The 26,966-nt window shown below is 71.0% G+C and carries 28 protein-coding genes and 3 tRNA genes; 25 read left to right on the top strand and 6 right to left on the bottom strand.

Annotation, left to right across the window (positions count from 1 at the left end; all coding sequences use genetic code 11):
- Positions 1–124 precede the first annotated feature (124 nt).
- Positions 125–610: a hypothetical protein gene (locus OG885_RS19005; protein ID WP_405732878.1), complete on the top strand. Its 486-nt coding sequence runs from the start codon at positions 125–127 to the stop codon at positions 608–610.
- A gap of 228 nt (positions 611–838) precedes the next feature.
- Here the strand turns inward: OG885_RS19005 and OG885_RS19000 are convergent, their stop codons facing one another.
- The gene (locus OG885_RS19000) at positions 839–2,176 is read right to left on the bottom strand and encodes a sensor histidine kinase (RefSeq protein WP_405732875.1); all 1,338 of its coding nucleotides are present in this window, start codon (positions 2,174–2,176) and stop codon (positions 839–841) included.
- Between the two features lie 142 nt (positions 2,177–2,318).
- Positions 2,319–3,533, bottom strand: a complete 1,215-nt coding sequence (locus OG885_RS18995) for a sensor histidine kinase (protein ID WP_405732872.1) — start codon at positions 3,531–3,533, stop codon at positions 2,319–2,321.
- A 216-nt stretch (positions 3,534–3,749) separates the two neighbouring features.
- Here OG885_RS18995 and OG885_RS18990 point away from each other — a divergent pair, with 216 nt between their 5' ends.
- The 12 genes from OG885_RS18990 (at position 3,750) to OG885_RS18935 (ending at position 15,786) form a co-directional block, all read left to right on the top strand.
- Entirely contained in the window at positions 3,750–4,154 is a 405-nt protein-coding gene (locus OG885_RS18990) for an NADH-quinone oxidoreductase subunit A (RefSeq protein ID WP_405732869.1), read from the top strand.
- A complete protein-coding gene (locus tag OG885_RS18985; RefSeq protein WP_405732866.1) occupies positions 4,145–4,801 on the top strand; it encodes an NADH-quinone oxidoreductase subunit B in 657 nt (218 codons plus the stop codon). The genes OG885_RS18990 and OG885_RS18985 overlap by 10 nt, the downstream gene beginning before the upstream one ends.
- Positions 4,798–6,555, top strand: coding sequence for an NADH-quinone oxidoreductase subunit C (locus OG885_RS18980; RefSeq protein ID WP_405732863.1), 1,758 nt, complete (start codon positions 4,798–4,800; stop codon positions 6,553–6,555). Before OG885_RS18985 ends, OG885_RS18980 begins: the two co-directional genes overlap by 4 nt.
- Entirely contained in the window at positions 6,552–7,520 is a 969-nt protein-coding gene (locus OG885_RS18975; RefSeq protein ID WP_399949521.1) for an NADH-quinone oxidoreductase subunit H, read from the top strand. The genes OG885_RS18980 and OG885_RS18975 overlap by 4 nt, the downstream gene beginning before the upstream one ends.
- 80 nt (positions 7,521–7,600) lie before the next feature.
- Positions 7,601–8,092 carry a 4Fe-4S binding protein gene (locus OG885_RS18970; protein WP_405742782.1) on the top strand — a complete coding sequence of 164 codons (492 nt, stop codon included), beginning with the start codon at positions 7,601–7,603 and terminating at the stop codon, positions 8,090–8,092.
- On the top strand, positions 8,089–8,763 hold the full coding sequence (locus tag OG885_RS18965; RefSeq protein WP_405732859.1) for an NADH-quinone oxidoreductase subunit J: 675 nt from the start codon (positions 8,089–8,091) through the stop codon (positions 8,761–8,763). The genes OG885_RS18970 and OG885_RS18965 overlap by 4 nt, the downstream gene beginning before the upstream one ends.
- Positions 8,763–9,230 (top strand): NADH-quinone oxidoreductase subunit NuoK, encoded by a 468-nt coding sequence (nuoK, locus tag OG885_RS18960; RefSeq protein ID WP_405732857.1) that lies wholly within the window; start codon positions 8,763–8,765, stop codon positions 9,228–9,230. Before OG885_RS18965 ends, nuoK begins: the two co-directional genes overlap by 1 nt.
- The gene (locus OG885_RS18955; RefSeq protein ID WP_405732854.1) at positions 9,227–11,221 is read left to right on the top strand and encodes an NADH-quinone oxidoreductase subunit L; all 1,995 of its coding nucleotides are present in this window, start codon (positions 9,227–9,229) and stop codon (positions 11,219–11,221) included. The genes nuoK and OG885_RS18955 overlap by 4 nt, the downstream gene beginning before the upstream one ends.
- Before the next feature lie 6 nt (positions 11,222–11,227).
- Complete coding sequence (locus tag OG885_RS18950; RefSeq protein WP_405732851.1) at positions 11,228–12,802, top strand: NADH-quinone oxidoreductase subunit M; 1,575 nt, start codon at positions 11,228–11,230, stop codon at positions 12,800–12,802.
- Positions 12,799–14,331, top strand: coding sequence for an NADH-quinone oxidoreductase subunit N (locus tag OG885_RS18945; RefSeq protein WP_405732848.1), 1,533 nt, complete (start codon positions 12,799–12,801; stop codon positions 14,329–14,331). Before OG885_RS18950 ends, OG885_RS18945 begins: the two co-directional genes overlap by 4 nt.
- Positions 14,332–14,527: 196 nt before the next feature.
- Positions 14,528–15,391 carry a zinc metalloprotease HtpX gene (gene htpX / locus OG885_RS18940; protein WP_405732845.1) on the top strand — a complete coding sequence of 288 codons (864 nt, stop codon included), beginning with the start codon at positions 14,528–14,530 and terminating at the stop codon, positions 15,389–15,391.
- Positions 15,388–15,786: a YccF domain-containing protein gene (locus OG885_RS18935; RefSeq protein WP_405732842.1), complete on the top strand. Its 399-nt coding sequence runs from the start codon at positions 15,388–15,390 to the stop codon at positions 15,784–15,786. Before htpX ends, OG885_RS18935 begins: the two co-directional genes overlap by 4 nt.
- 340 nt (positions 15,787–16,126) lie before the next feature.
- Here OG885_RS18935 and OG885_RS18930 read toward each other — a convergent pair whose 3' ends face one another.
- Entirely contained in the window at positions 16,127–17,395 is a 1,269-nt protein-coding gene (locus tag OG885_RS18930) for an APC family permease (protein ID WP_405732839.1), read from the bottom strand.
- Between the two features lie 197 nt (positions 17,396–17,592).
- Here OG885_RS18930 and OG885_RS18925 point away from each other — a divergent pair, with 197 nt between their 5' ends.
- Entirely contained in the window at positions 17,593–17,859 is a 267-nt protein-coding gene (locus OG885_RS18925; protein WP_329335875.1) for a GlsB/YeaQ/YmgE family stress response membrane protein, read from the top strand.
- A gap of 123 nt (positions 17,860–17,982) precedes the next feature.
- Here OG885_RS18925 and OG885_RS18920 read toward each other — a convergent pair whose 3' ends face one another.
- Positions 17,983–18,471 carry a YajQ family cyclic di-GMP-binding protein gene (locus OG885_RS18920; protein WP_329335874.1) on the bottom strand — a complete coding sequence of 163 codons (489 nt, stop codon included), beginning with the start codon at positions 18,469–18,471 and terminating at the stop codon, positions 17,983–17,985.
- Positions 18,472–18,719: 248 nt separating this feature from the next.
- On the opposite strand from OG885_RS18920, the gene OG885_RS18915 reads away from it, so the two are divergent.
- A tRNA-Tyr gene (locus OG885_RS18915) sits at positions 18,720–18,801 on the top strand.
- Positions 18,802–18,939: 138 nt separating this feature from the next.
- Complete coding sequence (locus tag OG885_RS18910; protein WP_405732834.1) at positions 18,940–19,152, top strand: hypothetical protein; 213 nt, start codon at positions 18,940–18,942, stop codon at positions 19,150–19,152.
- Between the two features lie 83 nt (positions 19,153–19,235).
- On the opposite strand, the gene OG885_RS18905 is transcribed toward OG885_RS18910, so the two are convergent.
- Positions 19,236–19,892: an NAD(P)H-binding protein gene (locus OG885_RS18905; RefSeq protein WP_399949499.1), complete on the bottom strand. Its 657-nt coding sequence runs from the start codon at positions 19,890–19,892 to the stop codon at positions 19,236–19,238.
- On the opposite strand from OG885_RS18905, the gene OG885_RS18900 reads away from it, so the two are divergent.
- Positions 19,891–20,043, top strand: coding sequence for a hypothetical protein (locus OG885_RS18900; protein ID WP_405732831.1), 153 nt, complete (start codon positions 19,891–19,893; stop codon positions 20,041–20,043). The genes OG885_RS18905 and OG885_RS18900 overlap by 2 nt on opposite strands.
- 65 nt (positions 20,044–20,108) lie before the next feature.
- Here the strand turns inward: OG885_RS18900 and OG885_RS18895 are convergent, their stop codons facing one another.
- Complete coding sequence (locus tag OG885_RS18895; protein WP_405732828.1) at positions 20,109–21,374, bottom strand: amidohydrolase family protein; 1,266 nt, start codon at positions 21,372–21,374, stop codon at positions 20,109–20,111.
- A gap of 237 nt (positions 21,375–21,611) precedes the next feature.
- On the opposite strand from OG885_RS18895, the gene OG885_RS18890 reads away from it, so the two are divergent.
- The 8 genes from OG885_RS18890 (at position 21,612) to OG885_RS18855 (ending at position 26,943) form a co-directional block, all read left to right on the top strand.
- A tRNA-Thr gene (locus OG885_RS18890) sits at positions 21,612–21,684 on the top strand.
- A 46-nt stretch (positions 21,685–21,730) separates the two neighbouring features.
- Positions 21,731–21,803 (top strand) — tRNA-Met (locus tag OG885_RS18885).
- A gap of 90 nt (positions 21,804–21,893) precedes the next feature.
- A complete protein-coding gene (gene rpmG / locus OG885_RS18880; protein WP_018834916.1) occupies positions 21,894–22,058 on the top strand; it encodes a 50S ribosomal protein L33 in 165 nt (54 codons plus the stop codon).
- Positions 22,059–22,174: 116 nt separating this feature from the next.
- On the top strand, positions 22,175–22,627 hold the full coding sequence (locus tag OG885_RS18875; RefSeq protein ID WP_329335866.1) for a MaoC family dehydratase N-terminal domain-containing protein: 453 nt from the start codon (positions 22,175–22,177) through the stop codon (positions 22,625–22,627).
- 8 nt (positions 22,628–22,635) lie between these two features.
- Positions 22,636–23,064 (top strand): MaoC family dehydratase, encoded by a 429-nt coding sequence (locus OG885_RS18870; RefSeq protein ID WP_405742780.1) that lies wholly within the window; start codon positions 22,636–22,638, stop codon positions 23,062–23,064.
- A 115-nt stretch (positions 23,065–23,179) separates the two neighbouring features.
- Positions 23,180–23,749 (top strand): TetR/AcrR family transcriptional regulator, encoded by a 570-nt coding sequence (locus OG885_RS18865; RefSeq protein WP_405732825.1) that lies wholly within the window; start codon positions 23,180–23,182, stop codon positions 23,747–23,749.
- A gap of 87 nt (positions 23,750–23,836) precedes the next feature.
- Positions 23,837–25,282, top strand: a complete 1,446-nt coding sequence (locus OG885_RS18860; protein ID WP_405732822.1) for an MFS transporter — start codon at positions 23,837–23,839, stop codon at positions 25,280–25,282.
- A gap of 605 nt (positions 25,283–25,887) precedes the next feature.
- Positions 25,888–26,943 carry a UDP-N-acetylmuramate dehydrogenase gene (locus tag OG885_RS18855; protein WP_405732819.1) on the top strand — a complete coding sequence of 352 codons (1,056 nt, stop codon included), beginning with the start codon at positions 25,888–25,890 and terminating at the stop codon, positions 26,941–26,943.
- The last annotated feature ends 23 nt before the right edge of the window (positions 26,944–26,966 follow it).

Below are 26,966 nucleotides of genomic sequence, written 5' to 3'. Positions count from 1 at the left end.
GACGGGGCCCGTCCGGCAGAAATACGGGGGTCGCCATGAGGAGTTCCGGCCTCCATCGCGGCTGATCCCTACGGAGAGATCCAGCACCGCCTCGGAGACTTCGGCGAGCCGGACGGGGAAGACGGTGACGGGACGGGAGGCCGCGGTGGGGGAGGGGGCGGCGGGGGATCTGTTGGTGGGTGACCGGGTTGCCGCGTATCTGTCCGACGGTGGCGGCTACGCCGAGTACGCCGTCGTCCCGGCCGCCTTCGCCTTCCCGCTCCCCGACGCCCTCGACCTGCGCACCGGCGGCGGCGCCGCCCTCGTCCTGGCCGGGGCGGCCCGCCTCGCGCCCGGCGACACGGTCCTGATCCACGCCGCCGCGGGTGGCGTCGGAGGCGTGGCCGCACAGCTGGCCCGGGCGCTGGGGGCGCGGGCGGTGTACGGCACGGTGATCACGCCGGAGAAGGCCGAGTACGCCCGCACCCCCTCCGGGACGCCTTCCCGGAGGGGGTGCGGGCGGCGACCGCCGGCCGTGGTGTCGACGTGGTCCTGGACCCGGTGGGCGGCGCGACCCGGTCGGAGAGCCTCGACGTCCTGGCCCCCTTCGGCCTGCGCACCCACGCCCTGAACGCGCTGAGCCTGGCGGGCCCGCGTAATCCAGCCCGTCCGGCGTTTGAGGACGAGGCCCCTTCAGGGCCGAAGCGGGGGTCTGGGGGCGGCAGCCCCCAGGGACGCGGGGTCGAAGGGGCGGCAGCCCCTGGTGATGGGAACGGGTAAGGGCGGCGGGGGCGAAACCACTGGACGCGAAACCACTGGACTCGAACCCACTGGACGCGAATCCCCACCCCCCGTCACCTCATCCCCGCTCCCCCCGCCAAGGCAACTCCGCGGTGATCCGCGTAGGCCCGCCCACCGGCGAGTCCACCACCAGAATCCCGTCCACCGCGTCCAGCCGCTCGGCCAACCCGGCCAGCCCCGACCCGCCGTCGGCACTCGCACCGCCCACCCCGTTGTCCACCACCTGCAACATCAGCCGGTTCTCCACCCGCCACACATCCACCCCCGCCCACGTGGCCCGCGAATGCTTGCTGATGTTCTGCAGCAGCTCCGACACCGTGAAGTACGCGATCCCCTCGATCGCCGGCGCCGGCCGCTCCACCAGGTCCACCTCCACCTGCACCGGCACCGTGCACCGCGAGGCGACCGCCGACAGCGCCGCGTCCAGCCCGCGGTCCGTCAGCACCGCCGGATGGATCCCGCGCGCCAGGTCCCGCAGTTCCTGAAGCGCCGTCTTCACCTCACCGTGCGCCTCGTCCACCATCCGCGCCGCCGCCTCGGGATCCTCCGCCAGCTTCTCCTTCGCCAGCCCCAGATCCATCGCCAACGCCACCAGCCGCGCCTGCGCACCGTCGTGCAGGTCGCGCTCGATACGCCGCAGATCCGCCGCCGCCGTGTCCACCACGACCCCCCGGTCGGACTCCAGCTCCACCACCCGCGTCGCCAGCCGCGACGGTCCGAGCAGCCCGTGCACCAGCAGCCGGTCGACCTGCGTCAGGGCCCGCACGATCCACGGCGTGGCCAGCGTGAACAACAGCCCCACCAACGCCGTCACGCCGATCTCGAAGGGGTTGTCGAGATAGATGTGATGCGTCTCGTCGCCGTACAGCTGAAGCCCGTCCTGCCCGCCGTAGGCCGGGAACAGCCAGAACCACAGCGGATACGTCAGCAGTGCCCACCCGTACGCCCAGAAGTTCACGGCGACCACGAAGGAGAACACCGACCACGGCAACTGGATCACCGAGTACAGCAGCGCCCGCCACGAGGCGCCGCTCTTCAGTACGGCCCCCATCCAGGCCAGGAAGCCGTGCCCCCGCATCCTCAGCGGCTCCGGATCGGCGACCTCGAGACCCAGCAGCCCGCGCGCCCGCGCCCGCTCCATCGCCCCGAAGCCCCGGCACCCGGCCAGCCCCGCCGCCAGCACCGGAACCCCCAGGAACGTCACCAACAGCCCGGCACCGATCGCGACCATCGTGACGCCGTACGTGAACAGCACGATGCTGATCGGCAGGCTGAGCAGCACATATCCGAACTCACGCCAGGTGCGCCCCTCGAACGGTGCCCGCAGCCCGGTGGGCAGCCGATGCCGCCGCGGCTCGTCGAGGAACCCGTAGCTCTGTCCGTAGTCCGTGGCCATCGGCGTCGTCCTTCTTCTCGTCCCGCGCCTGGGTGTCGTACCGGTGTCTGTCGTATCTCCACCCTGCTCGACCGCAGGTCAGCGGACCATGGAGTCCGTCGGCGTCTTGAAAGGGGGGTTTTCCCTACCCCCGCCGAGCGCCCTACCCCCGACGCGCGTCCTGCGCCCGGTCCCGCCACGGCAGCTCCGCCGTGACCGTCGTGGGCCCGCCCACGGGCGAGTCGATGACGAACAGCCCGTCGACCGCGCCGAGCCGCTCCGCGAGCCCCTGCATCCCGCTGCCCGCGTCGAGGCGGGCGCCACCCCGGCCGTCGTCCCACACCTGGATGAGCAGCCGGTCGTCCGACCGCCACACCTCCACCGACGCCGACCTCGCCCCACTGTGCTTGCTGATGTTCTGCAGCAGCTCGGAGACGGTGAAGTACGCGATGCCCTCGATCGCCGCGGCCGGCCGGGCGTCCAGGTCGGCGGTCACCTTCACCGGCACCGTGCACCGCGAGGCCACCGACGACAGCGCCGCGTCCAGCCCCCGGTCCGTCAGCACCGCCGGATGGATCCCGCGCGCCAGATCCCGCAGCTCCTGAAGCGCCAGCTTCACCTCGCCGTGCGCCTCCTCGACCATCGCCTGCGCGTACTCCGGGTCCTCCAGCAGCTTCTCCTTCGCCAGCCCGAGACCCATGGCGAGATTGACCAGCCGGGCCTGCGCCCCGTCGTGCAGATCCCGCTCGATACGCCGCAGATCGGCCGCGGCCGTGTCGACCACGACCCCCCGGTCCGACTCGAGTTCCGCGATACGGCGTTCCAGCTCGTCCGACGGCGACAGCAGCCCCCGCACCATCGCCCGGTCCGCGTTGGCGAGCCCCCGCGCGATGAACGGCAGCACCGGCCACAGCACGAACAGCGAGGTCAGCGTGAGCGTGAAGGTGAGGATGCCCCAGGGCAGCCGGATGAAGTCGTACAGCACCGTCCGCCAGCCCACCGGGTCCTTCAGCATCATCCACAGCTGCTGGAAGAAGCCCGAGTTCTTGGTCTTCAGCGGCAGCGGACTCGGCTCGTCGATCCGCACCCCGAGCAGCTTCCGGGCCCGCCGCCGCTCCAGCGCGCCCAGCTTCCGCGCCCCCATCAGCCCGGCCGCCAGCAACGGGAACCCGATCACCGTCACCGTCAGCCAGAAGCCGGTGAACAGCACCGTCGTGACATACACGAACCCGAGCAACGCCACCGGGAGATTCAGCAGGAGATGCGCGATCTCCTTCCAGGTGTGCGCGTCATAGGCGAAACGGACGGGCGGCAGCGGCGACACGTTCTCGGCCCGCGCATGCTCGGCCTGTCGGGAATCTCTGGGGCGTTCGGTCATATGGGCTAGCGTGCCGCGCGGCGCGCCGCGACGCCATGAGGCGGACCGCCGCGCCACCCGGGGGAAAACCCCACCCTGCCCCCCTTCGTCACTTCTCTGTCTCCCCTCCGGGCATCTCAAGCTGTGACGGGCTGCTTACGCTCTCTTTAGCAGGCCCTAGACTCCCGTGCGTACAGATCGTCGAACGACGTTGTTCACAGGGAGCGAGGGGCGGACGTGCGAGAACCGACCACTGTCGCCGCGTCGGACTACTCGGACTACTTCCAGTCGTACTCGGTCGTCGGACTGCTCGCCGTCGTCGGCGTGCTGTTCGTCGCGGTCGCCTTCGGTGCCGGACGACTGCTGCGCCCCGTGGTCCCCACCCCCGAGAAACTCCTGACGTACGAGTGCGGCGTCGACCCCGTCGGCGAGGGCTGGGCCCACACCCAGGTCCGCTACTACGTCTACGCCTTCCTCTACGTCATCTTCGCCGTCGACTCGATCTTCCTGTTCCCCTGGGCCACGGTCTTCGCCGCCCCCGGCTACGGCGCCACCACCCTCGTCGAGATGTTCGTCTTCCTCGGCTTCCTGGCCATCGGCCTGCTCTACGCATACAAGAAGGGCGTCCTGACATGGGCGTGACGCCGGAAGGAACCTCGGAAGGAACCTCGGGAGTGACCTCGCCGGAGCCCGTGATGCTGCCCGAGCCGAAGCGCCTGGGCGCCCTCGCCCGGCTGGCCCCCGAGCCGATGAAGGTGGTCCTCAACTGGGGCCGCCGCTACTCGCTCTGGGTCTTCAACTTCGGCCTCGCCTGCTGCGCCATCGAGTTCATCGCCGCGTCGATGGCCCGCCACGACTTCATCCGCCTCGGCGTGATCCCCTTCGCGCCGGGTCCGAGGCAGGCCGACCTGATGGTGGTCTCGGGCACGGTCACGGACAAGATGGCCCCGGCGGTGAAGCGCCTGTACGAACAGATGCCGGAACCCAAGTACGTCATCTCCTTCGGCGCCTGCTCCAACTGCGGCGGCCCGTACTGGGACTCCTACTCCGTCACTAAGGGCGTCGACCAGATCATCCCCGTCGACGTCTACGTCCCCGGCTGCCCGCCCCGCCCCGAGGCCCTCCTCCAGGGCATCCTCAAACTCCAGGAGAAGATCGCCCGCGAGTCGCTGGGCGAGCGGTACGGCACGAACGCCCCCGCCGCCGCCCGCCCTTCCCCGACCGCGTTGCAGAGCGACCTGCTGAAGGCCCCCTCTCCCGCCTCGCCCGTCCCGGGAGAGGAACGATGACCACGACCGGCTGGCTGCCCACCCCCACCGAGGAACTCTTCGGCCCGGACGCCACGGCCGACGAGTCCTACGACGTCCTCACGGTCGACGTCCCCCCGGCCTCCTGGATCACCTCCCTACGGACAGCCCGCGACGAACTGGGCTGCACGTACTTCGACTGGCTCAGCGCCGTCGACGAACCCGGCACGGGTTTCCGCGTCGCCGCCCACCTCGCGGCCCTCTCCCCGGTCCGCCGCCTCCTCCTGCGTACGACGGTCCCGCACGAGTCCCCGACCCTGCCCACCGCCGTCGACGTCTTCGCCGGCGCGGCCTGGCACGAACGCGAGACGCACGAAATGTTCGGCGTCGTCTTCGAGGGCCACCCGGCCCTGGACCACCTCCTCCTTCCGGAAACCTTCGAAGGCCACCCCCTCCGCAAGGACTTCGTCCTCGCCGCCCGCGTCGCCAAGGCCTGGCCCGGCGCGAAGGAACCGGGCGAGTCCGAACACGGCGGCCCCAAGCGCCGCCAGATGCTCCCCCCAGGCGTCCCCGACCCCAACGAATGGGGCCCCCTCAAGGGCCAACTCCCCCCAGCCCCGGCCCGCCCCGCCCGCACAGCGGGCCCCCGCGCCACCGGCGCCGCCCCTGGCGAACGCCCCACCCGCACCACGACAGAAGGCTCAGCGCCCCAACCGCAGCCCCCGACACCCGCCGCAACCCCGCCCGCTCCGGCTACCGGGCCTCGCCGTTCGCGCTCAGCGGCGGAGGGCTCAGCGAGCCAGACGGAGGTCCCGGGCGCTTCGGGGTCTGCGTCGGCTGAAGGGGCGCCGGGGGCTCCGGCTGCGGGGCCTCGTCGGTCGCGTTCGGCAGCGGAGGGCTCGGCGAGCCAGACGGAGGTCCCGGGGGCGGCGGGAGCTGCGCCGACTGCTGAGGCACCGGCCGCGGGTCAGCGGCGTTCGCGTTCGGCGGCGGAGGGTTCCGCCGGCCAAGCGGACGCACCCGTGACGCCCGCGCCCCCGGCAACCGGCCCCCGGCGCTCCCGCACCGCCGCGCAGGGCTCGGCGAGCCAGACGGCAGCCGACGGCGATGCCGTCGCCGACGCCCAGAGCGAGGGCTCGGCCTCCCAGCGCCCGGCAACCGGCACAGCCCCCGCAGGGCCGCGCCGCTCCCGCAGCGCATCGGACGGCTCCACCAGCCAGCGCCCCGCACCTGACATCACCGACTCCGGGACCACGTCGGCCGACGATGCGCCCGCGCCCTCCGCGCCCACGCGCCCCGCCTCAACGGCTCCCCGCAGCGCCGACGCCCCGTGGCACCACGCCCGCCCAGCCTTCGACGCACCGGAACCCGAACCTGAACGGGAACCCGAACCGGAACGCCAACGGGAACCCGAACCCCACCGCGAGCCTGACTCCGAACGCGGTCCCGAAGCCGAACCCGATGCGGAGCGATCCCCGGGCTCCACGGCCGAACCGCCACCCGACGCCGAGCCGCGCCCGAAGACCGAGCAGGACCCTCAGGCCCAGATTCAGGACCCGGGCCAGGTTCAGGACCCGGGCCAGAACCATGTCCGTGCCCAGGAGGATCAGGCCGCCGCCCCAGACGAGGCCTCCGAAGCCCCCGAGACGCCCGACACCCTCGGCACGCCGGAAACCCCCGACGCTTCCGAAGCCCCCAGGACTCCGAACACCCCGAACACCTCGACCACCTCGAACACCCCGAGCAAGCCCCACACTCCCCGCACCCCCGAAGACCCCGCAGGAGGCCCGCAGTGAACGACGCTCTCGACGTCGCCCTGCGACTCCTGATCGTCTTCGTCGTCTTCCTCACCTTCCCCCTGATCGTCGGCCAGACCGAGCACAAGGTGATGGCCCATATGCAGGGCCGCCTCGGCCCCATGTACGCCGGCGGCTTCCACGGCTGGGCCCAACTCGTCGCGGACGGCGTGAAGTTCGCGCAGAAGGAAGACGTCGTACCGGCGGGCGCCGACCGCCGCATCTTCCAACTCGCCCCTGCCGTCGCCCTCCTGCCCTACCTCCTGGTCCTCCTCGCCATCCCCATCGGCCCCGGTGAGGGCGCCGTCGGCGAGGTCGTCGACGCCGGCATCTTCTTCGTCCTGGCCGTCATGGGCGTGGGCGTCCTCGGCTCTCTCATGGCCGGCTGGGCCTCCGCCAACAAGTTCTCCCTCCTCGGCGGCCTCCGCACCGCCGCTCAGCTCCTCGCCTACGAACTCCCGATGCTGCTGACCGCCGCCTCCGTCGCCATGGCGGCCGGCACGGTCTCCCTTCCCGGCATCGTCGACGCCTTCGAGTGGTGGTGGCTGCCCTGGCAGATCGTCGGCGCGATCGTCTTCTTCGTCGCCGGCCTCGCCGAACTCCAGCGCCCGCCCTTCGACATGCCCGTCGCCGACTCGGAGATCATCTTCGGCGCGTACACGGAGTACACCGGCCTCCGCTTCGCCCTGTTCCTGCTCGCCGAGTACGCCGGGATCATCGTCCTGTGCGGCCTGACCACCGTCCTCTTCCTGGGCGGCTGGCACGGCCCCTGGGGTGCCGACGGCCTCGGCTGGGTGTGGACCCTCCTGAAGACGGCCGTCCTCGCCTTCATCGTGATCTGGCTCCGCGTGACCTACCCCCGGCTCCGCGAGGATCAGCTGCAGAAGCTGTCCTGGACCCTTCTCGTCCCCCTCTCTCTCGCCCAGATCGCCCTCACCGGCATCGTCAAGGTGGTGATCTCCTAGTGGCCGAGCCCGTTCCGCCCACCCGGCCCCGCTTTCCCGGCTCCGGCCTCGCCAAGGGCCTGGCCGTCACCCTGCGCACGATGACGAAGAAGACCGTCACCGAGCAGTACCCCGAGGTCCAGCCCGACCTCCCGCCCCGCACCCGCGGTGTCATCGGCCTGTTCGAGGAGAACTGCACGGTCTGCATGCTGTGCGCCCGGGAGTGCCCGGACTGGTGCATCTACATCGACTCCCACAAGGAGACGGTCCCGCCCGCCGCTCCCGGTGGCCGCGAGCGCAGCCGCAATGTCCTCGACCGCTTCGCCATCGACTTCTCCCTGTGCATGTACTGCGGTATCTGCATCGAGGTCTGTCCTTTCGACGCCCTGTTCTGGTCCCCGGAGTTCGAGTACGCCGAGACCGACATCCACGAGCTCACCCACGAACGCGACAAGCTCCGCGAGTGGATGTGGACCGTCCCGGCCCCGCCCGCCCTCGACCCCGCCGCCGAGGAGCCGAAGGAGATCGCCGCCGCCCGCAAGACCGCCGAGAAGCTGGCGGCGCAGGCGGAGCAGCAGGAGGGAGAGTCGTGAGTCTTGCCGCCGAAACCCACGGCTTCCTCTCCCCGACCGGTGTCGAGATCGCGTTCCTGCTCGTCGGCCTGGTCACCTTCGGCGCCGCCCTTGTCACCGTGACCACCCGGCAGCTGGTGCACGCCGCCCTGTGGCTGGTGGTGACCCTGGGCGGTCTCGCCGTCGAATACCTCCTCCTCACCGCCGAGTTCATCGCCTGGGTGCAGGTCCTCATCTACGTCGGCTCCGTCGTCGTGCTCCTCCTCTTCGGTCTGATGCTCACCAAGGCCCCCATCGGCCGCTCCCCGGACGCCGACTCCGGCAACCGCTGGGCCGCCCTCACGGTCGCCGTCGCCTCGGCCGGTGCCCTGATCTGGGTCGTCGTCGACGCCTTCCGTGCGACCTGGATCAATCTGGACGGCCCCGCCGCCGGCTCGACGGAGGCCACCGGAGCGAGCCTCTTCCAGAACTGGGTCCTGCCCTTCGAGGCTCTCTCCGTCCTGCTCCTCGCGGCCCTCGTCGGCGCGATCGTCCTGTCCCGCAAGACGAAGGCGGAGTCGAGCCCGCCCCCTGTGAACTCCCGGGCGGTGTCCGGTGGTTCCCCGTTCGTACCGGATTCCCGTAATCACCCGATCGGGCGAAAAGCCCCGACTTCGGGAACCGAGTCGGCCGAGCAGGAAGGCGCCCGCTGATGCACCTCGCCTATCCCGCCGTACTCGCCGCCCTGCTCTTCTGCACCGGCCTCTACGGCGTCCTCGCCCGCCGCAACGCGATCCTGGTCCTGATGTCGGTCGAGCTGATGCTCAACGCCGTCAACCTCAACCTGGTCGCCTTCGACGTGTGGCTCAGCAGGACCGCGGCGGAGACGCTGCACTCCGGCCAGGCCCTGACCCTGTTCACCATCGCCATCGCCGCCGCGGAGATCGGCATCGGCCTGGCCATCGTCCTCGCCGTCTACCGCAACCGCGGCACCTCGGACATCGACAAGCTCCGCGACACCGCCGAGGGACACGGACCTGAAGGACCCGACGGGCCAGACGGACCTGACGGGTCCGGCGGATCGGGCGGGTCCGGCGGATCGGGCGGTCCCGACTCCGACAACTCCGACGACTCCGATGGCGACGCCCCCGCGGCCGAGAAGGCAGAGGCCACCGCGTGACCACCACCACCCTCGCCGTCCTCGTCCCCCTCCTTCCCTTCCTGGGCGCCGTCGTCGGCCTGCTCCTGGGCCGCACCGCCCCCGGCTTCGTCCGCCCGCTCGCCGTGCTGCCGACGCTCGGCTCCCTCGTGCTGGCCGCACTGGTCGCGGTACGCCAGGGCGGGGGCGAGGCGGTGAACGCCGCCACCGAGCTCACGCCCACCGGCTCGGTCCCGATCGAACTCGCCCTGCACATCGACGGCTTCGCCGCCCTCGTCGCCGTGCTGGTCGGCCTCGTCGCGAGCTGCGTGCAGATCTACTCGACCGGCTATCTGCGCGACGACCCGCGCTACCCCTCCTACGCGGCTCTCGTCTCCCTCTTCACCTCCGCGATGCTCCTCGTCGTCTACTCGGGCGACCTGATGGTGCTGCTGGTCGGCTGGGAAGTCATGGGCATCTGCTCGTACTTCCTCGTCGGCCACTACTGGGAGACCCCGGAGGCCCGCGCCGCCTCCATCAAGGCGTTCCTCGTCACCAAGCTCGGCGACGTGCCGTTCCTCATCGGCCTGTTCGCGCTCGCCACCGACGCCGGGTCCTTCCGCATCACGAAGGTCCTCGGCGCCGTCGCGAGCGGGGGACTGGACCACCCGACCCTGATTGCCCTGCTGCTCCTGGCGGGCGTGGCCGGCAAGTCGGCGCAGTTCCCGCTGCACACCTGGCTCCCGGACGCGATGGCGGGCCCCACACCCGTCTCTGCGCTCATCCACGCGGCGACGATGGTCGCCGCCGGCGTCTACTTCGTCGCGCGACTCCTCCCCGTCTTCGAGGCCTCGCGGGCCGCGATGGTCGTCCTCGCCGTCATGGCCGCCGTCACCATGGCCGGCTCGGCACTGGCCGCCCTCGCCCAGGACGACATCAAACGCGTCCTCGCCTACTCGACGATCGGCCAGCTCGGCTACATGACCGGCGCCCTCGCCGTCGGCGACCGCGGTGCCGCCGTGTTCCACCTCCTGTCGCACGGCGCCTTCAAGGCGCTGCTGTTCCTCGCGGCCGGCGTGATCATCCACGCCGCCGGCACCAACTCGCTGGCCGCCATGTCCCGCATGGGCCATCTGCGCGAACGCGTGCCCGACGCCTACTGGACGATGACCGTGGCGCTCCTCGCGCTCGCCGCGATCCCGCCGTTCAGCGGGTTCTTCTCCAAGGAGTCCGTCCTCGGCGCCGCCGAGCACGTCGCCACCGGCCACACCGAGCACGCTCCCGGCGCGGCGGGCTGGCTCGTCCTCGTCGCCGGCCTGCTCACCGCCCTGCTCACCGCGGCGTACGCGACGCGTCTGTGGCTGCTGGCCTTCCGCGGGCAGGGCGCCGAAGCGCCCGACCACGGCCGTCAGCCCCTCACCATGACCGTCGTGCTGTGGGTCCTCGCGGTCCCGTCCCTCGCCGTCGGCGGACTCGCCTACCGGGTGCTCCCCGACTGGTTCGACGGCCGTGACCTCACCCCGACCCTCACCACCTCCGTCCTCGGCACCGGCGTGGCCCTGGTCGGCGGCATCGTCACGTACGCGGCCTGGCGGCACACCACCGCACTCGCGGCCCGTGTCCCGCTGGGCGCGGTCGCCGCCCACCCGGAGGGCGACGCGGCCCGCGTCGAGGCCGAGGCCATCGCCAGCCACGAGCCCGCGTACGGGGACATCGCCTACGCGCCCGACCCCGCGGACCCCGGCCGACTCCTGCTCGGCCCGCTCCACCGGCACGCGGCCGTCGGCTTCCATCTCGACGCCGTCTACTCGGCCCTCTTCGTCCGCCCGGTCCAGGCCGCCGCCACCCTCGTACGGTTCCTCGACCGCGAGGTCGTCGAGACCTACGTCCGTGGCGCGGGCGCCCTGCCCCGCCTCCTCGGCGCGGCCGTGCGGCGGGCCCAGACCGGCAATGTGCAGACCTATGTGAGCGCGCTGCTCGCCGGCACCGTCGTCCTGGTGGTCGCCGCCGTCCTCGTCGCCACGGGAGCGTGAGCAGGCGTGATCGATATCAACGAGTCCGTGATGCAGTTCCTTCTGGCGTTCGTCGTCGTCGGCCCGCTCCTCGGCGCCGTCGCCGCCCTCCTGCCGGCCCCGCCCGGGCTGAAGGGGAAGTCGCCCGAGCAGGCCGTACTCCGGCACGGCGTGACCGTGACCGGTGTGATCCTCCTCGCCGCGATCGCCCTCGCGCTCGGCTTCGACCATGACCATCCGTCGAAGATGCAGGCCACGACCGACATCAGCTGGATTCCCGCACTCGACGTGCGCATCCACCTCGGCATCGACGGCATCTCCCTCCCCCTTCTGGTCCTGACCGCGCTGCTGACGTTCCTCTGCGCGCTCTATTCGTACTTCAAGCTGCCCGCGGGCCCGACCCCGAAGGCCTTCGTCGCCCTGCTGCTGGTCCTCGAGTCCGGCACCCTCGCGACCTTCGCCGTCCTCGATCTGCTGCTGTTCTTCCTGGCGTTCGAGACGGTGCTCATCCCGATGTACTTCCTCATCGCCCGCTGGGGCGGCGAGGACCGCACCCGGGCCGCCTGGCGATTCATCCTGTACACGCTGCTCGGTTCGGTCGTCATGCTGCTGGGCCTGCTCCTGATCGGAATCAAGGCGGGCACGTTCGACATGGTGGCACTCGCCACTGACAACGGCCGGTCGCTGACCACATCCGTGCAGGTCATCGCCGTATTGGCGATCGGGATCGGGCTCGCGGTCAAGACCCCGATGTGGCCGCTGCACAGCTGGCTTCCCGACGCCCACACCGCCGCGCCGACCGTCGGCTCGGTCCTGCTGGCCGGCGTCCTGCTGAAGATGGGCACGTACGGGTTCGTCCGGATCCTGCTGCCGATCGCCCCCGGCGGCTTCGCCGACTTCGCGCCCTACCTCGCCGCCTTCGCCGTCGTCGGCATCATCTACGGGTCCCTGGCCTGCCTGGCCCTCGCCAAGCAGGGCGCGAAGGGCGACCTCAAGCGCCTCATCGCCTACTCCTCCGTCGGCCACATGGGCTTCGTCCTCCTCGGCATCGCCACGATGACCCCGACCGGCGTGAACGGCGCCCTGTTCGCCAACATCGCCCACGGCCTCATCACCGGCCTGCTCTTCTTCCTGGTCGGCGCGCTCAAGGACCGCACGGGCACCACCGACCTCGACGCCCTCGCCGAACAGACCGGCGCCGCGCTCTACGGCAAGGCACCGCGCCTGGGCGGCCTGCTCGCGTTCGCCGCGGTCGCCTCCCTCGGCCTCCCCGGACTCGCCGGGTTCTGGGGCGAGATGCTGGCCCTGTTCGGCGCGTTCGACCCCGCAGACGACCTCAGCCGCCCCGCCTTCCTGACCTTCATGGCGATCGCCGCCTTCGGCACCCTCCTCACGGCCGCGTACCTCCTCGCCGTGGTCCGCCGCGTCTGCATGGGACCCGTACCCCAGGACGCGCCGGAACTCGCCGACGTCTACACGTACGAGTTCGCGGCCTGGACACCGCTCGTCGCCCTCACCGTCGTAGCCGGCCTGTGGCCCAAGGCCCTCCTGGGCCTGACCGACCCGGCCGTGCAGCAGCTCCTCGCAGGAGGCACCCGATGAGCTCCCTGGCCGCCGCGGCCCAGCCGTTGGCCGCGAACCTCGTCCAGTCCGTCGACTGGCTCGCCATCGCGCCGCCCACCATCGCGGCGGTCGTCGGCCTCGTGGTCCTCGTCGCGGACCTGTTCGTCGGCGACGCGAGGAAGGCGCTGCTCGGCTGGCTGTCCATCGCGGGCCTGGCCGCCTCCACGGCGATGCTCCTGCCCCTCCTGGACGGCGACCGCGCGACCTTCTGCCTGACCGGCGCCACCGACGTCTGCAGCTACACCGTGGACCGCTTCACCCTCGTCCTCCAACTCCTGGTGCTCGGCGGCGCCCTACTGGCCGCCCTCCTGTCGGTCACCACCCTGAAGGACGCTGACAAGGGACTCCCCGAAGGGGAGTACTGGTTCCTGCTGCTCTCCTCCGCCGCCGGCGCCGCCCTGCTGCCCGCCTCCCGCGACCTCGCCACCCTGATCGTCGCCCTGGAGGTCGCCTCCCTGCCGGCCTTCGCCCTGGTGGGCCTGCGCCAAGGCGACCGCAAGTCCTCCGAAGCGGCCCTGAAGTTCTTCCTCTCCTCGGTCACCGCGACCGCGGTCAGCCTCATGGGCATCAGCTTCGTGTACGCCTCCACAGGCACCCTCTACCTGACCCAGATCGCCGACCGCATCCAGCACGTCGACGGCCAGCTCCACACCCTCACCCAGACCGGCGTGGTCCTCACCCTCATCGGCTTCGCCTTCAAGACGGCCGCCGTGCCCTTCCACTTCTGGGTCCCGGACACCTACGTAGGAGCCCCGCTGCCGATCGCCGCCTACTTGTCGGTCGTCGGCAAGGCGGTCGGCTTCTCCGGCCTGATCCTCCTCACCGTCGTGGCCCTCCCGTCGTACGCCGACGTCTGGGGCCCGGCACTGGCCGCACTGGCCGCCCTCACGATGACCGTCGGCAACGTCGGCGCCCTGCGACAGCAGGCCACGCGCGCGTACAGCGCCGTACGCCTCCTCGCCTGGTCCTCCGTCGGACAGGCCGGCTACCTCCTGGTGCCGATCGCCGCCGCTGCCTACTCCGACGACGCCGAGCACTCCATCGGCTCCACCGTCGCCTACGCCCTCATGTACGCCGCCGTGAACCTCGGCGCCTTCGCCGTGGCCGCGGTCGTTGGCCGTACGAAGTCCCGCAACCGCATCAGCGACTACCGGGGCCTGTACGCCTCCCACCCCCTCGCCGCGCTCCTCCTGGCGTTCTTCCTGCTGTGCCTCGCAGGACTCCCGCCCGGCATCATCGGCCTCTTCGCCAAGGTCACCGTCTTCTCCGCCGCCGTCGACGCCGGGCTCGGCTGGCTCGCGGTGGTGATGGCCGTCAACGTCGTGATCGCGCTGTTCTACTACCTCCAGTGGACGGCCCTGCTGTTCCGCGCACCCGAGGGCGAAGCCGTACGCCACAGGGTCCCCGCGCCCCTCACCGCCGCACTCGCCCTCACCGGCGTCCTCGGCATCGCCCTCTCGGGCGCGCCCCAACTGGTCCTGCGCTTCGCCGACACCGGACTCTTCTGAGGGCACGCACCACCGCACGACCAGGCCGCTTCCGGGCCCTCACCCGGACGGCTCACGCCCCGCCCCGCACGCACAAGGGAACTAGCGGCTCTCGCCTGGCGTTGACCAGAACGGGAGGGTCCACTGGACATACACCAGAAGGACCGCAGATCAGCAAGCAAAGGGTTCCCCTGCTGCACGACTTGGAGGGCGTACCGTGCACCGCCGGCACAACGGGCTCAGGACCGCAGTACTCCTCGGGGGACTGTCCGCACTCATCATCGTCATCGGCAGCTTCTTCGGCCGCATGGGGCTCGTCGTAGCGGTCCTGGTCGCTCTGGGGACGAACGCGTACGCGTACTGGAACAGCGACAAGCTGGCGCTACGCGCGATGCGCGCCCGTCCGGTCAGCGAGTTCGAGGCCCCGGCGCTGTACCGCATGGTCCGAGAGCTCTCCACCCAGGCCCGCCAGCCCATGCCGCGCCTGTACATCTCCCCGACGGAGGCACCGAACGCTTTCGCGACGGGCCGCAACCCGCGCAACGCTGCGGTGTGCTGCACCGAAGGCATCCTGCGCCTCCTCGACGAGCGGGAATTGCGCGGTGTCATCGGCCACGAGCTCAGTCATGTCTACAACCGCGACATCCTGATCTCGTCGGTCGCCGGAGCCCTCGCCTCCGTGATCATGTTCCTCGTCAACTTCGCCTGGCTGATCCCCATCGGCCGCTCCAACGACGACGACGGCCCCGGCATCCTGGGCATGCTGCTCATCATGATTCTCGGCCCGCTCGCCGCCTCCGTCATCCAGCTGGCCATCAGCCGCTCGCGTGAATACGAGGCGGACGCGTCCGGCGCCCAGCTCACCGGCGACCCGCTGGCGCTGGCCAGCGCCCTGCGCAAGCTCGAGACCGGTACCAAGCAGCTCCCGCTGCCCCCGGAGCCCCGCATCGAGACCGCGAGCCACATGATGATCGCCAACCCCTTCCGCCCGGGCCAGGGGCTCTCCAAGATGTTCTCCACGCATCCGCCCATGGCGGACCGCATCGCCCGCCTCGAGAAGATGGCAGGACGCCACCAGTGAAGACAATCCTGAACGTCATATGGCTCGTCCTGAGCGGCTTCTGGCTGTTCCTCGGCTACTTGGCCGCCGGCGTGCTGCTGTGCATCACGATCATCGGCATCCCGTTCGGCATCGCGGCGTTCCGTATCGGGGTGTACGCCCTGTGGCCCTTCGGGTACACGACGGTCGAACGCCGCGACGCCGGCGCCCCGTCCTGCTTGGGCAACGTCCTGTGGCTGATCCTGGCGGGCTGGTGGCTGGCCCTCGCCCACATCGTCACCGGCGTGCTGCTGTGCATCACGATCATCGGCATCCCGTTCGGCATCGCCAACTTCAAGCTGATCCCGGTGTCGCTGCTCCCGCTGGGCCGCGAAATCGTGTCCACGGACAAGCCGTTCGCGTCCTCGGGCTGGTAGAGCCGCGGTTCTCCACAGCCCGGCGGTTGTCAACAGCGCGGAGGTTGTCCACAGCCCGGCGGTTGTCCACAGGCTGCCCCGCTTGTCAGTGCCGGGCCGCATCATGAACGCATGACCGCACACGAGCAGCTGCGGGCACAGAGGGCAGCCGGGACGAGCAACACCCGCCCATGGGCCCGCACTTCACCAGAGTTCCAGAGCCTGGCCCCGCCCGATACGCCCCGCCCGGCGAACATATCCACCGCCCCGCGCACCACCACGGCCTGAGGCACATCGCGACGACGCCCACTGCAACGTGCCCCGCACCCGCGCCTACCGTGACGCGCCCCCACCCGTTCGCCTACCGCGCCGCACCCCCCACCCGCCTCCGTACGCCGTACGCGACCACCCCCACGACCAGCACCCCCGCACCCACGACCACCGAAACCCCCGGCAGCGCGAACGCCAGCACCACGCACCCGAGCAGCCCGACCGCCGGCACCACCCGCGCCGCCGGAGCCGAACCGAGCGTCCACGCGGAGGCGTTGGCCACCGCGTAGTACGCCAGCACACCGAAGGAGGAGAACCCGATCGCGCCCCGCACGTCCACCGTGGCGGCCAGGACCGCGACCACCGCGCCCACGGCCAGCTCCGCCCGGTGGGGCACCTGGAAACGCGGGTGCACGGCCGCCAGCGTGCCGGGCAGATGCCGGTCACGAGCCATGGCCAGTGTCGTCCGCGAGACGCCCAGGATCAGGGCGAGCAGCGATCCCAGCGCGGCCACGGCGGCGCCGACCCGCACCACCGGCACCAGCCCGGACACCCCGGCCGCCCGCACGGCGTCGGTCAGCGGTGCGTCCGCCTGCCCGAGCCCCTCAGCCCCCAGCACGGAGAGGACGGCCACCGCCACGCACGCGTAGACGGCCAGCGCGATACCCAGGGCCAGCGGGATCGCACGGGGGATGGTGCGCGCGGGATCCCGCACCTCCTCGCCGAGAGTCGCGATCCGCGCGTATCCCGCGAACGCGAAGAACAGCAGACCGGCGGCCTCCAGCACGCCGCCCACACCGCCCGAGGCGCCGCTGCCCAGTCGCCCCGCGTCGGCGGCGGCCGACCCCAGACACACCACCACGACGGAAGCGAGGACAGCGAGCACGACCGCCACGATCACCCGCGTGAGCAGCGCGGACTTCTGAACACCGCCGTAGTTCACCGCGGTCAGCGCCACGACCGCCGCGACGGCCACGGCGTGTGCCTGCCCCGGCCAGACGTATGTGCCCACCGTCAGCGCCATCGCCGCACACGAGGCCGTCTTCCCGACCACGAACGACCAGCCCGCGAGATAACCCCAGAAAGGACCGAGCCGCTCCCGCCCGTACACGTACGTGCCACCGGAAGCCGGATACAACGCGGCCAGCCGCGCCGACGAGGTGGCGTTGCAGTAGGCGACCACCGCGGCGACCGCCAGCCCGACCAGCACCCCGGAACCAGCCGCGCGCGCCGCGGGCCCGAGGGCGGCGAAGATGCCGGCCCCGACCATCGAACCCAGCCCGATGACCACGGCGTCGCCCACGCCTAGAGTGCGCCGCAGCTCGGAGCCGGGACCAGGACCTGCGTCGGAAGGTGACATGCGCCGCACCCTACTGAGCAGTGCAACCGCTCGGTGGACGTGTGACGTCCTCCTCATCAACACGGCACGAACTCACGCTGCCGCCACAGCGGGGACACGGAGCGCACACGCGCACCCGTCCTGGCGCACAGTCGGTCCGGACGAAGATCACAGGGCCGGAACAGTGCGGGCACAGCGCGGAAGGGCAGGTTCAGGGCATGAGCATCATCGGTTGGATCATCCTGGGGCTTCTGGCCGGAGCCATCGCCAAGTTCCTGCTGCCGGGCCGCGACCCGGGCGGCTTCGTCGGTACGACCCTCATCGGCATCGCGGGCGCGTTCATCGGCGGCTGGATCTCGGCGCGCTGGCTGGACCACCCGGTCACCAAGGACTTCTACGACGGCACCACATGGGCCGCGGCGATCGGAGGCTCACTGGTCCTCCTGATCGGTTACCGCATCCTGTTCGGCAACTCGCGCGACTGATCGACTCCCGAACCGCAGCCAGCAGGGGAGAAGGGTGGGCACCGGCCAGGTGCCCACCCTTCCTCGTACGACACGTCACCGGCCGTGGACCAGTCATGGCACACGTCGTGAACCAGCCGTGGACTACCGGTAGTTCACGAACTGCAGGGCGAAGTCGAAGTCCTTGCCCTTGAGCAGGGCGATGATGGCCTGAAGGTCGTCGCGGCTCTTGGAGCTGACGCGCAGTTCCTCACCCTGGACCTGGGCCTTCACACCCTTCGGGCCCTCGTCGCGGATGATCTTCGCCACCTTCTTCGCGTTCTCCTGGGAGATGCCCTCCTCGATCGACGCGAAGATCTTGTACTCCTTGCCGGACAGCTGAGGCTCGCCGGCGTCCAGGGCCTTCAGCGAGATACCGCGCTTGATCAGCTTGGACTGGAAGACGTCGAGAACGGCATTCACCCGGTCCTCGGAGTTCGCCTCCATCAGGATCTTCTCGCCGGACCACGAGATGGAGGCGCCGACGCCCTTGAAGTCGTAGCGCTGGGAGATCTCCTTGGCGGTCTGGTTGAGGGCGTTGTCGACCTCCTGCCGCTCGACCTTCGAGACGATGTCGAAACTGGAGTCGGCCATGTCCTGTGGCTCCTTGTATCGGGGTGCGTATCGGGGTGCGTACCGGGTGCGGTTCGGCGGGCGTGGGGCTGCCCTGGGGCTGCCGCCGAGCCGGGCACCGTTCCCGGGCCGCATCCGGACAAGCCTAGCCACCTCGCGTCCCCCGAGTGCTGATCAATCGAGTGGCGAAGCACCCCGCTCCATCGGGTATTGTTTACGTCGTTGCCACGGAGCACCGCCGGAAAGCGGTTCGAAGGGCAGCAAACCCCGGCGGTGTGCCCGAGCGGCCAAAGGGAGCAGACTGTAAATCTGCCGGCTTCGCCTTCCCAGGTTCGAATCCTGGCGCCGCCACATGAAGGCAGACCCCCTCCCCACTGCGGAAACGCAGCGAGGAGGGGGTCTCTTCGTATGGTCGGGTGCCGTGTCGAAGACGGGTGGTGATGTGCCTCACGATGTGGGGCGACAGCGCGTCCGGGGCACACTGACCCCATGTCCAGCCGTCGCAGAAGCTGCCCCGAATGTCAGCGTGAGATCGCCGTGGTCGCCGGGCGCTACGCGCGGCACGATCCGCCCGGGGCCCGGGAGAACGGCGAGCTCACCTCCTGTGTGGGCTCCCGCCGACAGGCCCAACTGGGCGCCGCGCAACCCGCGTTGGACGGCTACACCGTTCCCGAGTTCCCGGGCCAGATGCCGCTGTTCTGAGCCCGCCCCGCGAGCCCGCCCACGCGAGCCCGCCCCGAGCGAGATGTGCCCGCCCGGCGAGAGGTGAGCCCACCGGCGCGCTCTCAGTTCCCGGCCACCGACTTCACCGCCACCGACACCGGTGTCGACCCGCCGACCAGTTCCAGGGTCAGGCCGGCCGTCGCCGGTGTCTCCAGCAACTCTGCGAGCACGGCGGCCACATCGTCCCGCGGGATCGGCCCGCGGCCCGTGTGGGCCTCCAGGCGGACGAGCCCGGTACCGGCGTCGTTCGTCAGCTGACCCGGGCGCAGGATCGTCCAGTCCAGGGCGTCGAGGCCGCGGACGTACGCGTCGGCCTCACCCTTGGCGCGCAGATAGACGTCGAAGATGTCGTCGCCCTGATGCGCGGGGTCGGCGCCCATCGACGACACGACCACATGACGTCGTACCCGAGCCCGGACCGCCGCGTCCGCGAACAGCACCGCGGCGCCCTTGTCCACCGTGTCCTTGCGGGTCGCCCCACTGCCCGGCCCCGCACCCGCCGCGAAGACCGCCGCGTCCGCGCCCTGCAGATGGGCCGCGACCTCCTCGACGGACGCCGACTCCAGGTCGAGCAGCACCGGTTCGGCTCCGGCCTCCCGCAGGGCGTCGCCCTGTTCCGCCTTGCGGATGATGCCCGCGACCTCGTTCCCACGCACGGCGAGCAGCCGCTCCAGCCGCAACGCGATCTGACCATGACCACCAGCGATGACAATGCGCATGTCTTCGACCGTACGCCCGTACGACGTCATCCGCCGTACGGACCGCACCCGTCGCACCGGGCACGCGGACCCCATGGAACGGCGCGGCACACAGAGCCCTTTCCGTGCCCTCCCGCAGAGCCCCTTCCGTGCCCTCCCGCCGTACGACTAGAGCCCCGCCCCGGCGAGTTGAGCCCGCCTACGGCACGTCTCCCCGCCCCGGCGGGGCGGGCCCGCCTACGGCACGTCCCCCCGCCCCTGCCGAGGCAACCCCAGCTCCACAGCCGCCGCCGAGTCGCAGAACTCCCGTACCGCGCTGGTCCGCGCCACCACCCGCCCCCGGTGCACGACGATGCGGCTGTACGCGAGCGACAGGGCCCCCGCCAGCCGTTCCCCGCGCACCGCGAGCAGTTCGGCTGGGAAACCCGCCTCCACGCGCACCTCGGGCAGCCCCAGGACGGCCCGCGCGGACGTGCTGACGGAGTCGTAGGCGTCCTCCGGTCGCAGGCCGTACCGGGAGGCCAGGAGGTAGGCGGCCTCCAGCGGGTCACCACGCCCCACCGGGTTGGACACGTCCCGCAGCGCGCCGCTGCCGGCGGCCACCCGCACGCCGGCCGCGCGCAGCAGCCGTACGGGAGCCGTGCCGCGCCGCTCCACGCCCCCGCAGCCGCCCTGCGGCAGGCATACGACCGTCAGGCCGGCCGCGGCGAGCTGGTCGGCGGTCCGCGAGGCGACGTCGGAGGGCAGGCTGTCGAGGCTGCCGCAGGGGCTGAGGGTGACACCGGGGCGCAGACCGCCGGCCATGGCGGCGAGGCGGGACAGGCGGGCGGGGTCGGAGGCGTCGGTGTGGAGGTCGACGGGGCAGCCGTGTTCGGAGGCCACGTCGAGGACCGCCTGGACGTAGCCGGTCGGATCCGGATCGAGGTCGGGGCAGCCGCCGACCACCGAGGCGCCCATCTTCACCGCGTCCCGCAGTATCGCGAGCCCCTCGGCCCCGGCCGCACCGGTCAGCAGCCGTGGCATCGCCACCGTGGTCAGCTCGGTGAGCCCGCGCAGCGAGCGCCGGGCCTGGAGTACGGCGGCCAGGGCGCCCAGCCCCTGTACGTCGCCCACGCGCACGTGGGCGCGCAACGCGGTGGCCCCGTGCCCGAGTTGCAGCAGCGCGGCCTCGGTCGCCCGCCGCTGGACGTCCTGGGGGTCGTACGAGACCGGTCCGTCGGTGTCGTCGGAGAGCGCGGTGTCGCCGTGGGCGTGCGGCTCGACCGGGGCCGGGAGGAGCAGGTAGCCGCTGAGGTCCACGCGCGCCCCGCACGCGCGCGTGCCGCCCGCCGCCAGGCTGCCCGCCGTGCCGACCGCCTCGATGCGCCCGCCGCCGAGCCGTACGTCCACGGTCCGGCCGTCGGTCAGCCGGGCCCCGCACAACAGCAGCGAGGTCGCCTCGGAGGAGCCGGAGGAGGACGACGAGGACGACGAGGGGGGCGGCTGCGGCTGGCTGTCGGGCATCGCGCTCCAGGGGCTCACGGGGCTGCGTACAGCGGGGACGCAAGATCACGCAGAGTGAGTCGAGCCTAGGGCGGTGATCCGCTCACGGCGCGGAGGAGCGCAATAGTCGTACCGGTGTGGTCCGCCGTACGGGAGGGGTCTCGGAGGGCGGTGGGGACGGCGTCGGAGCGGTCTCGGAGGGGGCCTCGAAACGGATTTGGGTGAACGGCTGCGGACCGTGTAATGTCTTCATCGCTCGCCCCAATAGCTCAGTCGGTAGAGCGTCTCCATGGTAAGGAGAAGGTCTACGGTTCGATTCCGTATTGGGGCTCTGGTGGGTGAGGTTCCCGTCGCGAGACGGGACCTGATCCCATCAAAGCGGTGTAGCTCAGTCGGTAGAGCAAGCGGCTCATAATCGCTGTGTCACCGGTTCAAGTCCGGTCACCGCTACTGACAGTAGCCGATTGTGGGGTCGGTCCTTCGATCGGCTACTCTTCTTTGCGTTAAATCAGTCCTATCCGTTCGTCAAGGAGCACTCCTGTGGCTGCCACCGACGTCCGCCCGAAGATCACGCTGGCCTGCGTGGAGTGCAAGGAGCGGAACTACATCACCAAGAAGAACCGGCGTAACAACCCGGATCGCATGGAGATGAAGAAGCACTGCCCGCGTTGCAACGCGCACACCGCGCACCGCGAGACGCGATAAATCAGGCTCGTACGCGAGGCCGCCCCCAGTAGTCAGGGGGGCGGCCTCGCGTCGTTCTCAGGCCACTACCGGCCAGTACCAGCCAGTACCGGCGATCAGCAGGAGGTGCCGAGCCCATGGCGCTCGACCAGTCCTTCGTGGGGCGGACCTACCCGCCCACCGAGCCCTATGAGGTGGGCCGGGAGAAGATCCGTGAGTTCGCGGAGGCCGTGGGGGACAGCAACCCGGCGTACACCGACCCGGACGCGGCCAAGGCGCTCGGGCACCCCGATGTGATCGCGCCGCCGACCTTCGTCTTCGCGATCACCTTCAAGGCCGCGGGCCAGGTCGTCGCCGACCCGCAACTGGGCCTGGACTACAGCCGTGTCGTGCACGGCGACCAGAAGTTCGCCTACAGCCGCCCCGTCCGCGCCGGTGACCGCCTCACGGTCACCTCGACCATCGAGGCGATCAAGTCCCTCGCGGGCAACGACATCGTGGACATCCGCGGCGAGGTCCATGACGAGGCCGGCGAGCACGTCGTGACCGCCCTGACCAAGCTGGTCGCCCGCGCGGCAGAGGAGGCGTGAGGAAGAACATGACGGCGAAGATCGCATACGACGACGTCGAGGTCGGCACCGAACTGCCGGCCCTGACTTTCCCCGTGACCCGGGCCACGCTCGTCCAGTACGCGGGCGCGTCGGGGGACTTCAACCCGATCCACTGGAACGAGAAGTTCGCCAAGGAGGTCGGGCTGCCGGACGTCATCGCGCACGGCATGTTCACCATGGCCGAGGCGATCCGCGTGGTGACGGACTGGGTCGGCGACCCGGGTGCCGTCGCCGAGTACGGCGTCCGCTTCACCAAGCCCGTCGTCGTCCCCAACGACGACCAGGGCGCCGTCATCGAGGTCAGCGGCAAGGTCGCGGCCAAGCTCGACGACAACACGGTCCGCGTGGACCTGACCGCGACCAGCGCCGGGCAGAAGGTGCTGGGGATGTCGCGAGCGGTCGTACGACTGGCCTGAAGCGCAGATGAAGTAAGGGGCGCCCGCTATTGCGGGCGCCCCTTACTCGTTGTCCGCGCGGGTGGGGCACGGGGTCTCTTGACTTAGTTAGTGATTGAGTACTAACTTACTGAGCATGGCCAGGATGAGCGCAGAGGAGAGGCGCGAGAGCGTGATCCGCGCGGCGACGATCGAGTTCGCCCGCGGCGGTTACCACGGCACGTCGACCGAGGCGATCGCCAAGCGGGTCGGGGTCTCGCAGCCGTATCTCTTCCGGCTCTTCCCGGGCAAGAAGGCGATCTTCCTGGCGGTCTCGGAGCGGTGCGTGGAGGACACGATCCGCACCTTCGAGGAGGCCTCCGCCGGCCTGCACGGCGAAGAGGCCCTGCACGCCATGGCGAACGCGTACACCAAGGTCATCGCGGAGCATCCGGAGCGGCTGCGGATGCAGATGCAGATGTACGTCGCCGTGGGCGCGGCCGAGGAGGAGGGCGACCACGAGTTCGGGGCGGCGGTGCGTGAGGGCTGGATGCGGCTGTGGGACACGGTCCATCTGCCCCTGGGTGCCGACGTCGGCGAGACGACGGTCTTCCTGGCGTACGGGATGCTCATCAACTGCCTGGTCGCGATGGGGTTTCCGCCCGAGCACCGGGTGTGGGAGGGCATGTATCCGTCGGCGCGGCTGAAGGGCCGGCTGGAGAAGTGAAGCGGGTGGAGGCGGGCGTCTCCGGCGTCTTTTTGTGAGCGCAAAAGTTAGTGATCGATAACTATCTATCAATGCTCTGGGGGAGCGATGTCACAGCAAGCCGTACCGAGCGCACCACGCGGGGGAGCCGTCTGGGCTCTCGTCATCACCAGCGTCGCCGGATTCATGGCGGCCCTCGACAACCTCGTCGTCACCACCGCCCTGCCGTCCATCCGCGAGGATCTCGGCGGCGGGCTGCACGACCTGGAATGGACGGTGAGCGCCTACACCCTCACCTTCGCCGTCCTCCTCATGTTCGGCGCGGCCCTCGGCGACCGCTTCGGCCGTCGCCGGCTCTTCCTCGCGGGCCTGACGGTCTTCACGGGAGCGTCCGCCGCGGCGGCCCTGGCCCCCGGCATCGACAGCCTGATCGCGGCCCGCGCGGTCCAGGGCGTCGGCGCGGCGATCATGATGCCGCTGACGCTCACGCTCCTCACGGCGGCCGTTCCCGCGGCCAAGCGCGGGATGGCGTACGGCATCTGGGGTGCCGTCAACGGGCTGGCGGTGGCCTCCGGACCGCTGATCGGCGGCAGTCTGACCGAGCACATCTCCTGGCAGTGGATCTTCTGGCTGAACGTCCCGCTCGGCGTCGCGCTGCTGCCGCTCGCCCGTCTCCGCCTCGCCGAGTCCTACGGCACCGGCGCCCCGCTCGACATCCCCGGAACGCTCCTCGCCAGTGGCGGGCTCTTCGGGATCGTGTACGGCCTGGTCCGCGGCCCCGCGGACGGCTGGACGGACGGCGTGGTCCTCACCGCCCTCTTCGCCGGAGCCGCCCTCCTCGCCGGGTTCGTGATCTACGGCACCCGCGCCAAGAACCCCATGCTTCCGATGCGACTGTTCCGCTCCCGGGCGTTCGCCGGCATCAACGCGGCGAGCCTGCTGATGTTCCTCGGCATGTTCGGTTCGATCTTCCTGCTCAGCCAGTACATGCAGGGGGTGCTCGGGTACTCGCCGACCGAGGCGGGGCTGCGGATGCTGCCGTGGACGGGTATGCCGATGCTGGTCGCGCCGATCGCGGGCATCCTCTCCGACCGGATCGGCGGACGCCCGGTGGTGGCGACCGGCCTCTTCTTCCAGGCGGCGGGCCTCGGTTACCTCGCCTCGGTCATCACCGTCGACGCGTCCTACGCCGTCCAGCTGCCCGGTCTGATCATGAGCGGTATCGGCATGGCACTGTTCTTCGCTCCCGCCTCCAACCTGGTCATGTCGAGTGTGCGGGGTTCGGAGCAGGGGATCGCTTCCGGGGCGAACAACGCGTTGCGTGAGGTGGGGGGTGCGCTCGGTATCGCGATCATGGGGTCGATCTTCTCGGCGCAGGGGGGATACGAGACCGGGCAGACGTTCGTCGACGGGTTGCGGCCGGCGCTGGTTACGGGGGCTGCGGTGGTCGCTCTCGCCGGGGTTGCGGCGCTGGTGATTCCGCGGGGGCGTGTTGCGCAGGCTTCCGCGGCGGAGGACGCGGTGGCGCCGGTACGGGAGACGATCGCGGCCTGAACCCTTGTGAACGGCCCTGCCCCTCGGGGTGGGGCCTTCTTTCTCGCCCCCGCCGCCCCTACCCGTCCCATCCCCAGGGGCTGCCGCCCCTTCGACCCCGCGTGCGCCCAAGAGACTGCCGGGGAGGCAGGTCGGGCGGCTGCGGGCGCATTGTGGCTGGTCGCGCAGTTCCCCGCGCCCCTAGGGGCGTAGCCCGGACGTACCCGCAGTGCGCGACGGCGGCAAGGGGACGTGTCGGGGGGTGTCCGCCCGCAGCGGTTGGCGCGTCAACATGGCCGCCCCTTATAGAGGACCGATTCCGCGCCGTTCCGAGGACGGACACCCCCCGGCGCGGCCCCGACCCACATCGCACTCGTCCGTCCCGCACCCCCGGCGCGGCCCCGACCCACATCGCACTCGTCCGTCCCGCACCCCCGGCGCGGCCCCGACCCCCACCGCACTCGTCCGTCCCGCACCCCCGGCGCGGCCCCGACCCACACCGCACCCGTCCGTCCCGCACCCCCGGCGCGGCCCCGACCCACACCGCACCCGTCCGTCCCGCACCCCCGGCGCGGCCCCGACCCACCGCCAACCGTCCGCCCCGGACCGCCACGTACCCTTGACGCGTGCAGGAACGACACGATGCCCCCCTCGCCCCGCTCACCACCTTCCGTCTCGGCGGTCCGGCTACCCGGCTGGTCGTCGCGAGCACCGACGCCGAGGTGATCGAAGCCGTTCGTGAGGCCGATGACACGGGCACGCCCCTCCTGCTCATCGGCGGCGGATCGAACCTTGTCATCGGCGACAAGGGGTTCGACGGGACCGCTCTGCTGATCGCCACCAAGGGCGTCGAACTCGACGGCACCCATCTGGAGCTCGCCGCCGGCGAAGTGTGGACCGATGCCGTCGCCCGCACCGTGGAGGCCGGGCTCGCCGGGGTCGAGTGCCTCGCCGGCATCCCCGGCTCCGCAGGTGCCACCCCCATCCAGAACGTCGGCGCCTACGGCCAGGAAGTCTCCGCCACGATCACCCACGTGATCGCCTACGACCGCGTCACCCGCGACAGCGTCACCCTCACCAACGCGGAGTGCGCCTTCTCGTACCGCCACAGCCGCTTCAAGGCCGACCCCGACCGGTACGTCGTCCTCCGCGTCCGCTTCGAGCTCGAGGACGCCGACGGCCTCTCCGCGCCGCTCAAGTACGCCGAGACCGCCCGCGCCCTCGGCGTCGAAGCCGGCGACCGGGTGCCGCTCGCCGACGCCCGTGCGACCGTACTGAAGCTGCGCTCCGGCAAGGGCATGGTCCTCGACCCCGACGACCACGACACCTGGTCGGCCGGCTCTTTCTTCACCAACCCGATCCTCACGGACGCCGACTTCAGCGCCTTCCACGCGCGCGTGAAGCAGCACCTCGGCCCCGACGCCGAACCCCCCGCCTACCCCGCCGGCGCGGGCCACACCAAGACCTCCGCCGCGTGGCTCATCGACAAGGCCGGCTTCACCAAGGGTTACGGCACCGGCCCCGCCCGCATCTCCACCAAGCACACCCTCGCCCTCACCAACCGCGGCGAGGCGACCACGGAGGACCTCCTCGCCCTCGCCCGAGAGGTCGTCGCAGGCGTCCACCGCATCTTCGGCGTCACCCTCGTCAACGAACCGGTGACCGTCGGCGTGAGCCTGTAGGCGCGCGGAATCTCGGTTGCCGG

The sequence above is a fragment of the Streptomyces sp. NBC_00028 genome (assembly GCF_045041065.1).
GTDB lineage: Bacteria > Actinomycetota > Actinomycetes > Streptomycetales > Streptomycetaceae > Streptomyces.
This window is presented reverse-complemented; position numbering and strand designations above follow the sequence as displayed.

Bases quoted from the DNA above. Each gene is read 5' to 3' on its own strand.
- OG885_RS19000 (WP_405732875.1), bottom strand. From the start codon at position 2,176: ATGGCCACGGACTACGGACAGAGCTACGGGTTCCTCGACGAGCCGCGG.
- OG885_RS18995 (WP_405732872.1), bottom strand. From the start codon at position 3,533: ATGACCGAACGCCCCAGAGATTCCCGACAGGCCGAGCATGCGCGGGCC.
- OG885_RS18985 (WP_405732866.1), top strand. From the start codon at position 4,145: ATGGGCGTGACGCCGGAAGGAACCTCGGAAGGAACCTCGGGAGTGACC.
- OG885_RS18980 (WP_405732863.1), top strand. From the start codon at position 4,798: ATGACCACGACCGGCTGGCTGCCCACCCCCACCGAGGAACTCTTCGGC.
- OG885_RS18970 (WP_405742782.1), top strand. From the start codon at position 7,601: ATGACGAAGAAGACCGTCACCGAGCAGTACCCCGAGGTCCAGCCCGAC.
- nuoK (WP_405732857.1), top strand. From the start codon at position 8,763: ATGCACCTCGCCTATCCCGCCGTACTCGCCGCCCTGCTCTTCTGCACC.
- OG885_RS18945 (WP_405732848.1), top strand. From the start codon at position 12,799: ATGAGCTCCCTGGCCGCCGCGGCCCAGCCGTTGGCCGCGAACCTCGTC.
- OG885_RS18930 (WP_405732839.1), bottom strand. From the start codon at position 17,395: ATGTCACCTTCCGACGCAGGTCCTGGTCCCGGCTCCGAGCTGCGGCGC.
- OG885_RS18925 (WP_329335875.1), top strand. From the start codon at position 17,593: ATGAGCATCATCGGTTGGATCATCCTGGGGCTTCTGGCCGGAGCCATC.
- OG885_RS18920 (WP_329335874.1), bottom strand. From the start codon at position 18,471: ATGGCCGACTCCAGTTTCGACATCGTCTCGAAGGTCGAGCGGCAGGAG.
- OG885_RS18910 (WP_405732834.1), top strand. From the start codon at position 18,940: ATGTCCAGCCGTCGCAGAAGCTGCCCCGAATGTCAGCGTGAGATCGCC.
- OG885_RS18900 (WP_405732831.1), top strand. From the start codon at position 19,891: ATGTCTTCGACCGTACGCCCGTACGACGTCATCCGCCGTACGGACCGC.
- OG885_RS18905 (WP_399949499.1), bottom strand. From the start codon at position 19,892: ATGCGCATTGTCATCGCTGGTGGTCATGGTCAGATCGCGTTGCGGCTG.
- OG885_RS18895 (WP_405732828.1), bottom strand. From the start codon at position 21,374: ATGCCCGACAGCCAGCCGCAGCCGCCCCCCTCGTCGTCCTCGTCGTCC.
- OG885_RS18875 (WP_329335866.1), top strand. From the start codon at position 22,175: ATGGCGCTCGACCAGTCCTTCGTGGGGCGGACCTACCCGCCCACCGAG.
- OG885_RS18870 (WP_405742780.1), top strand. From the start codon at position 22,636: ATGACGGCGAAGATCGCATACGACGACGTCGAGGTCGGCACCGAACTG.
- OG885_RS18865 (WP_405732825.1), top strand. From the start codon at position 23,180: ATGGCCAGGATGAGCGCAGAGGAGAGGCGCGAGAGCGTGATCCGCGCG.
- OG885_RS18860 (WP_405732822.1), top strand. From the start codon at position 23,837: ATGTCACAGCAAGCCGTACCGAGCGCACCACGCGGGGGAGCCGTCTGG.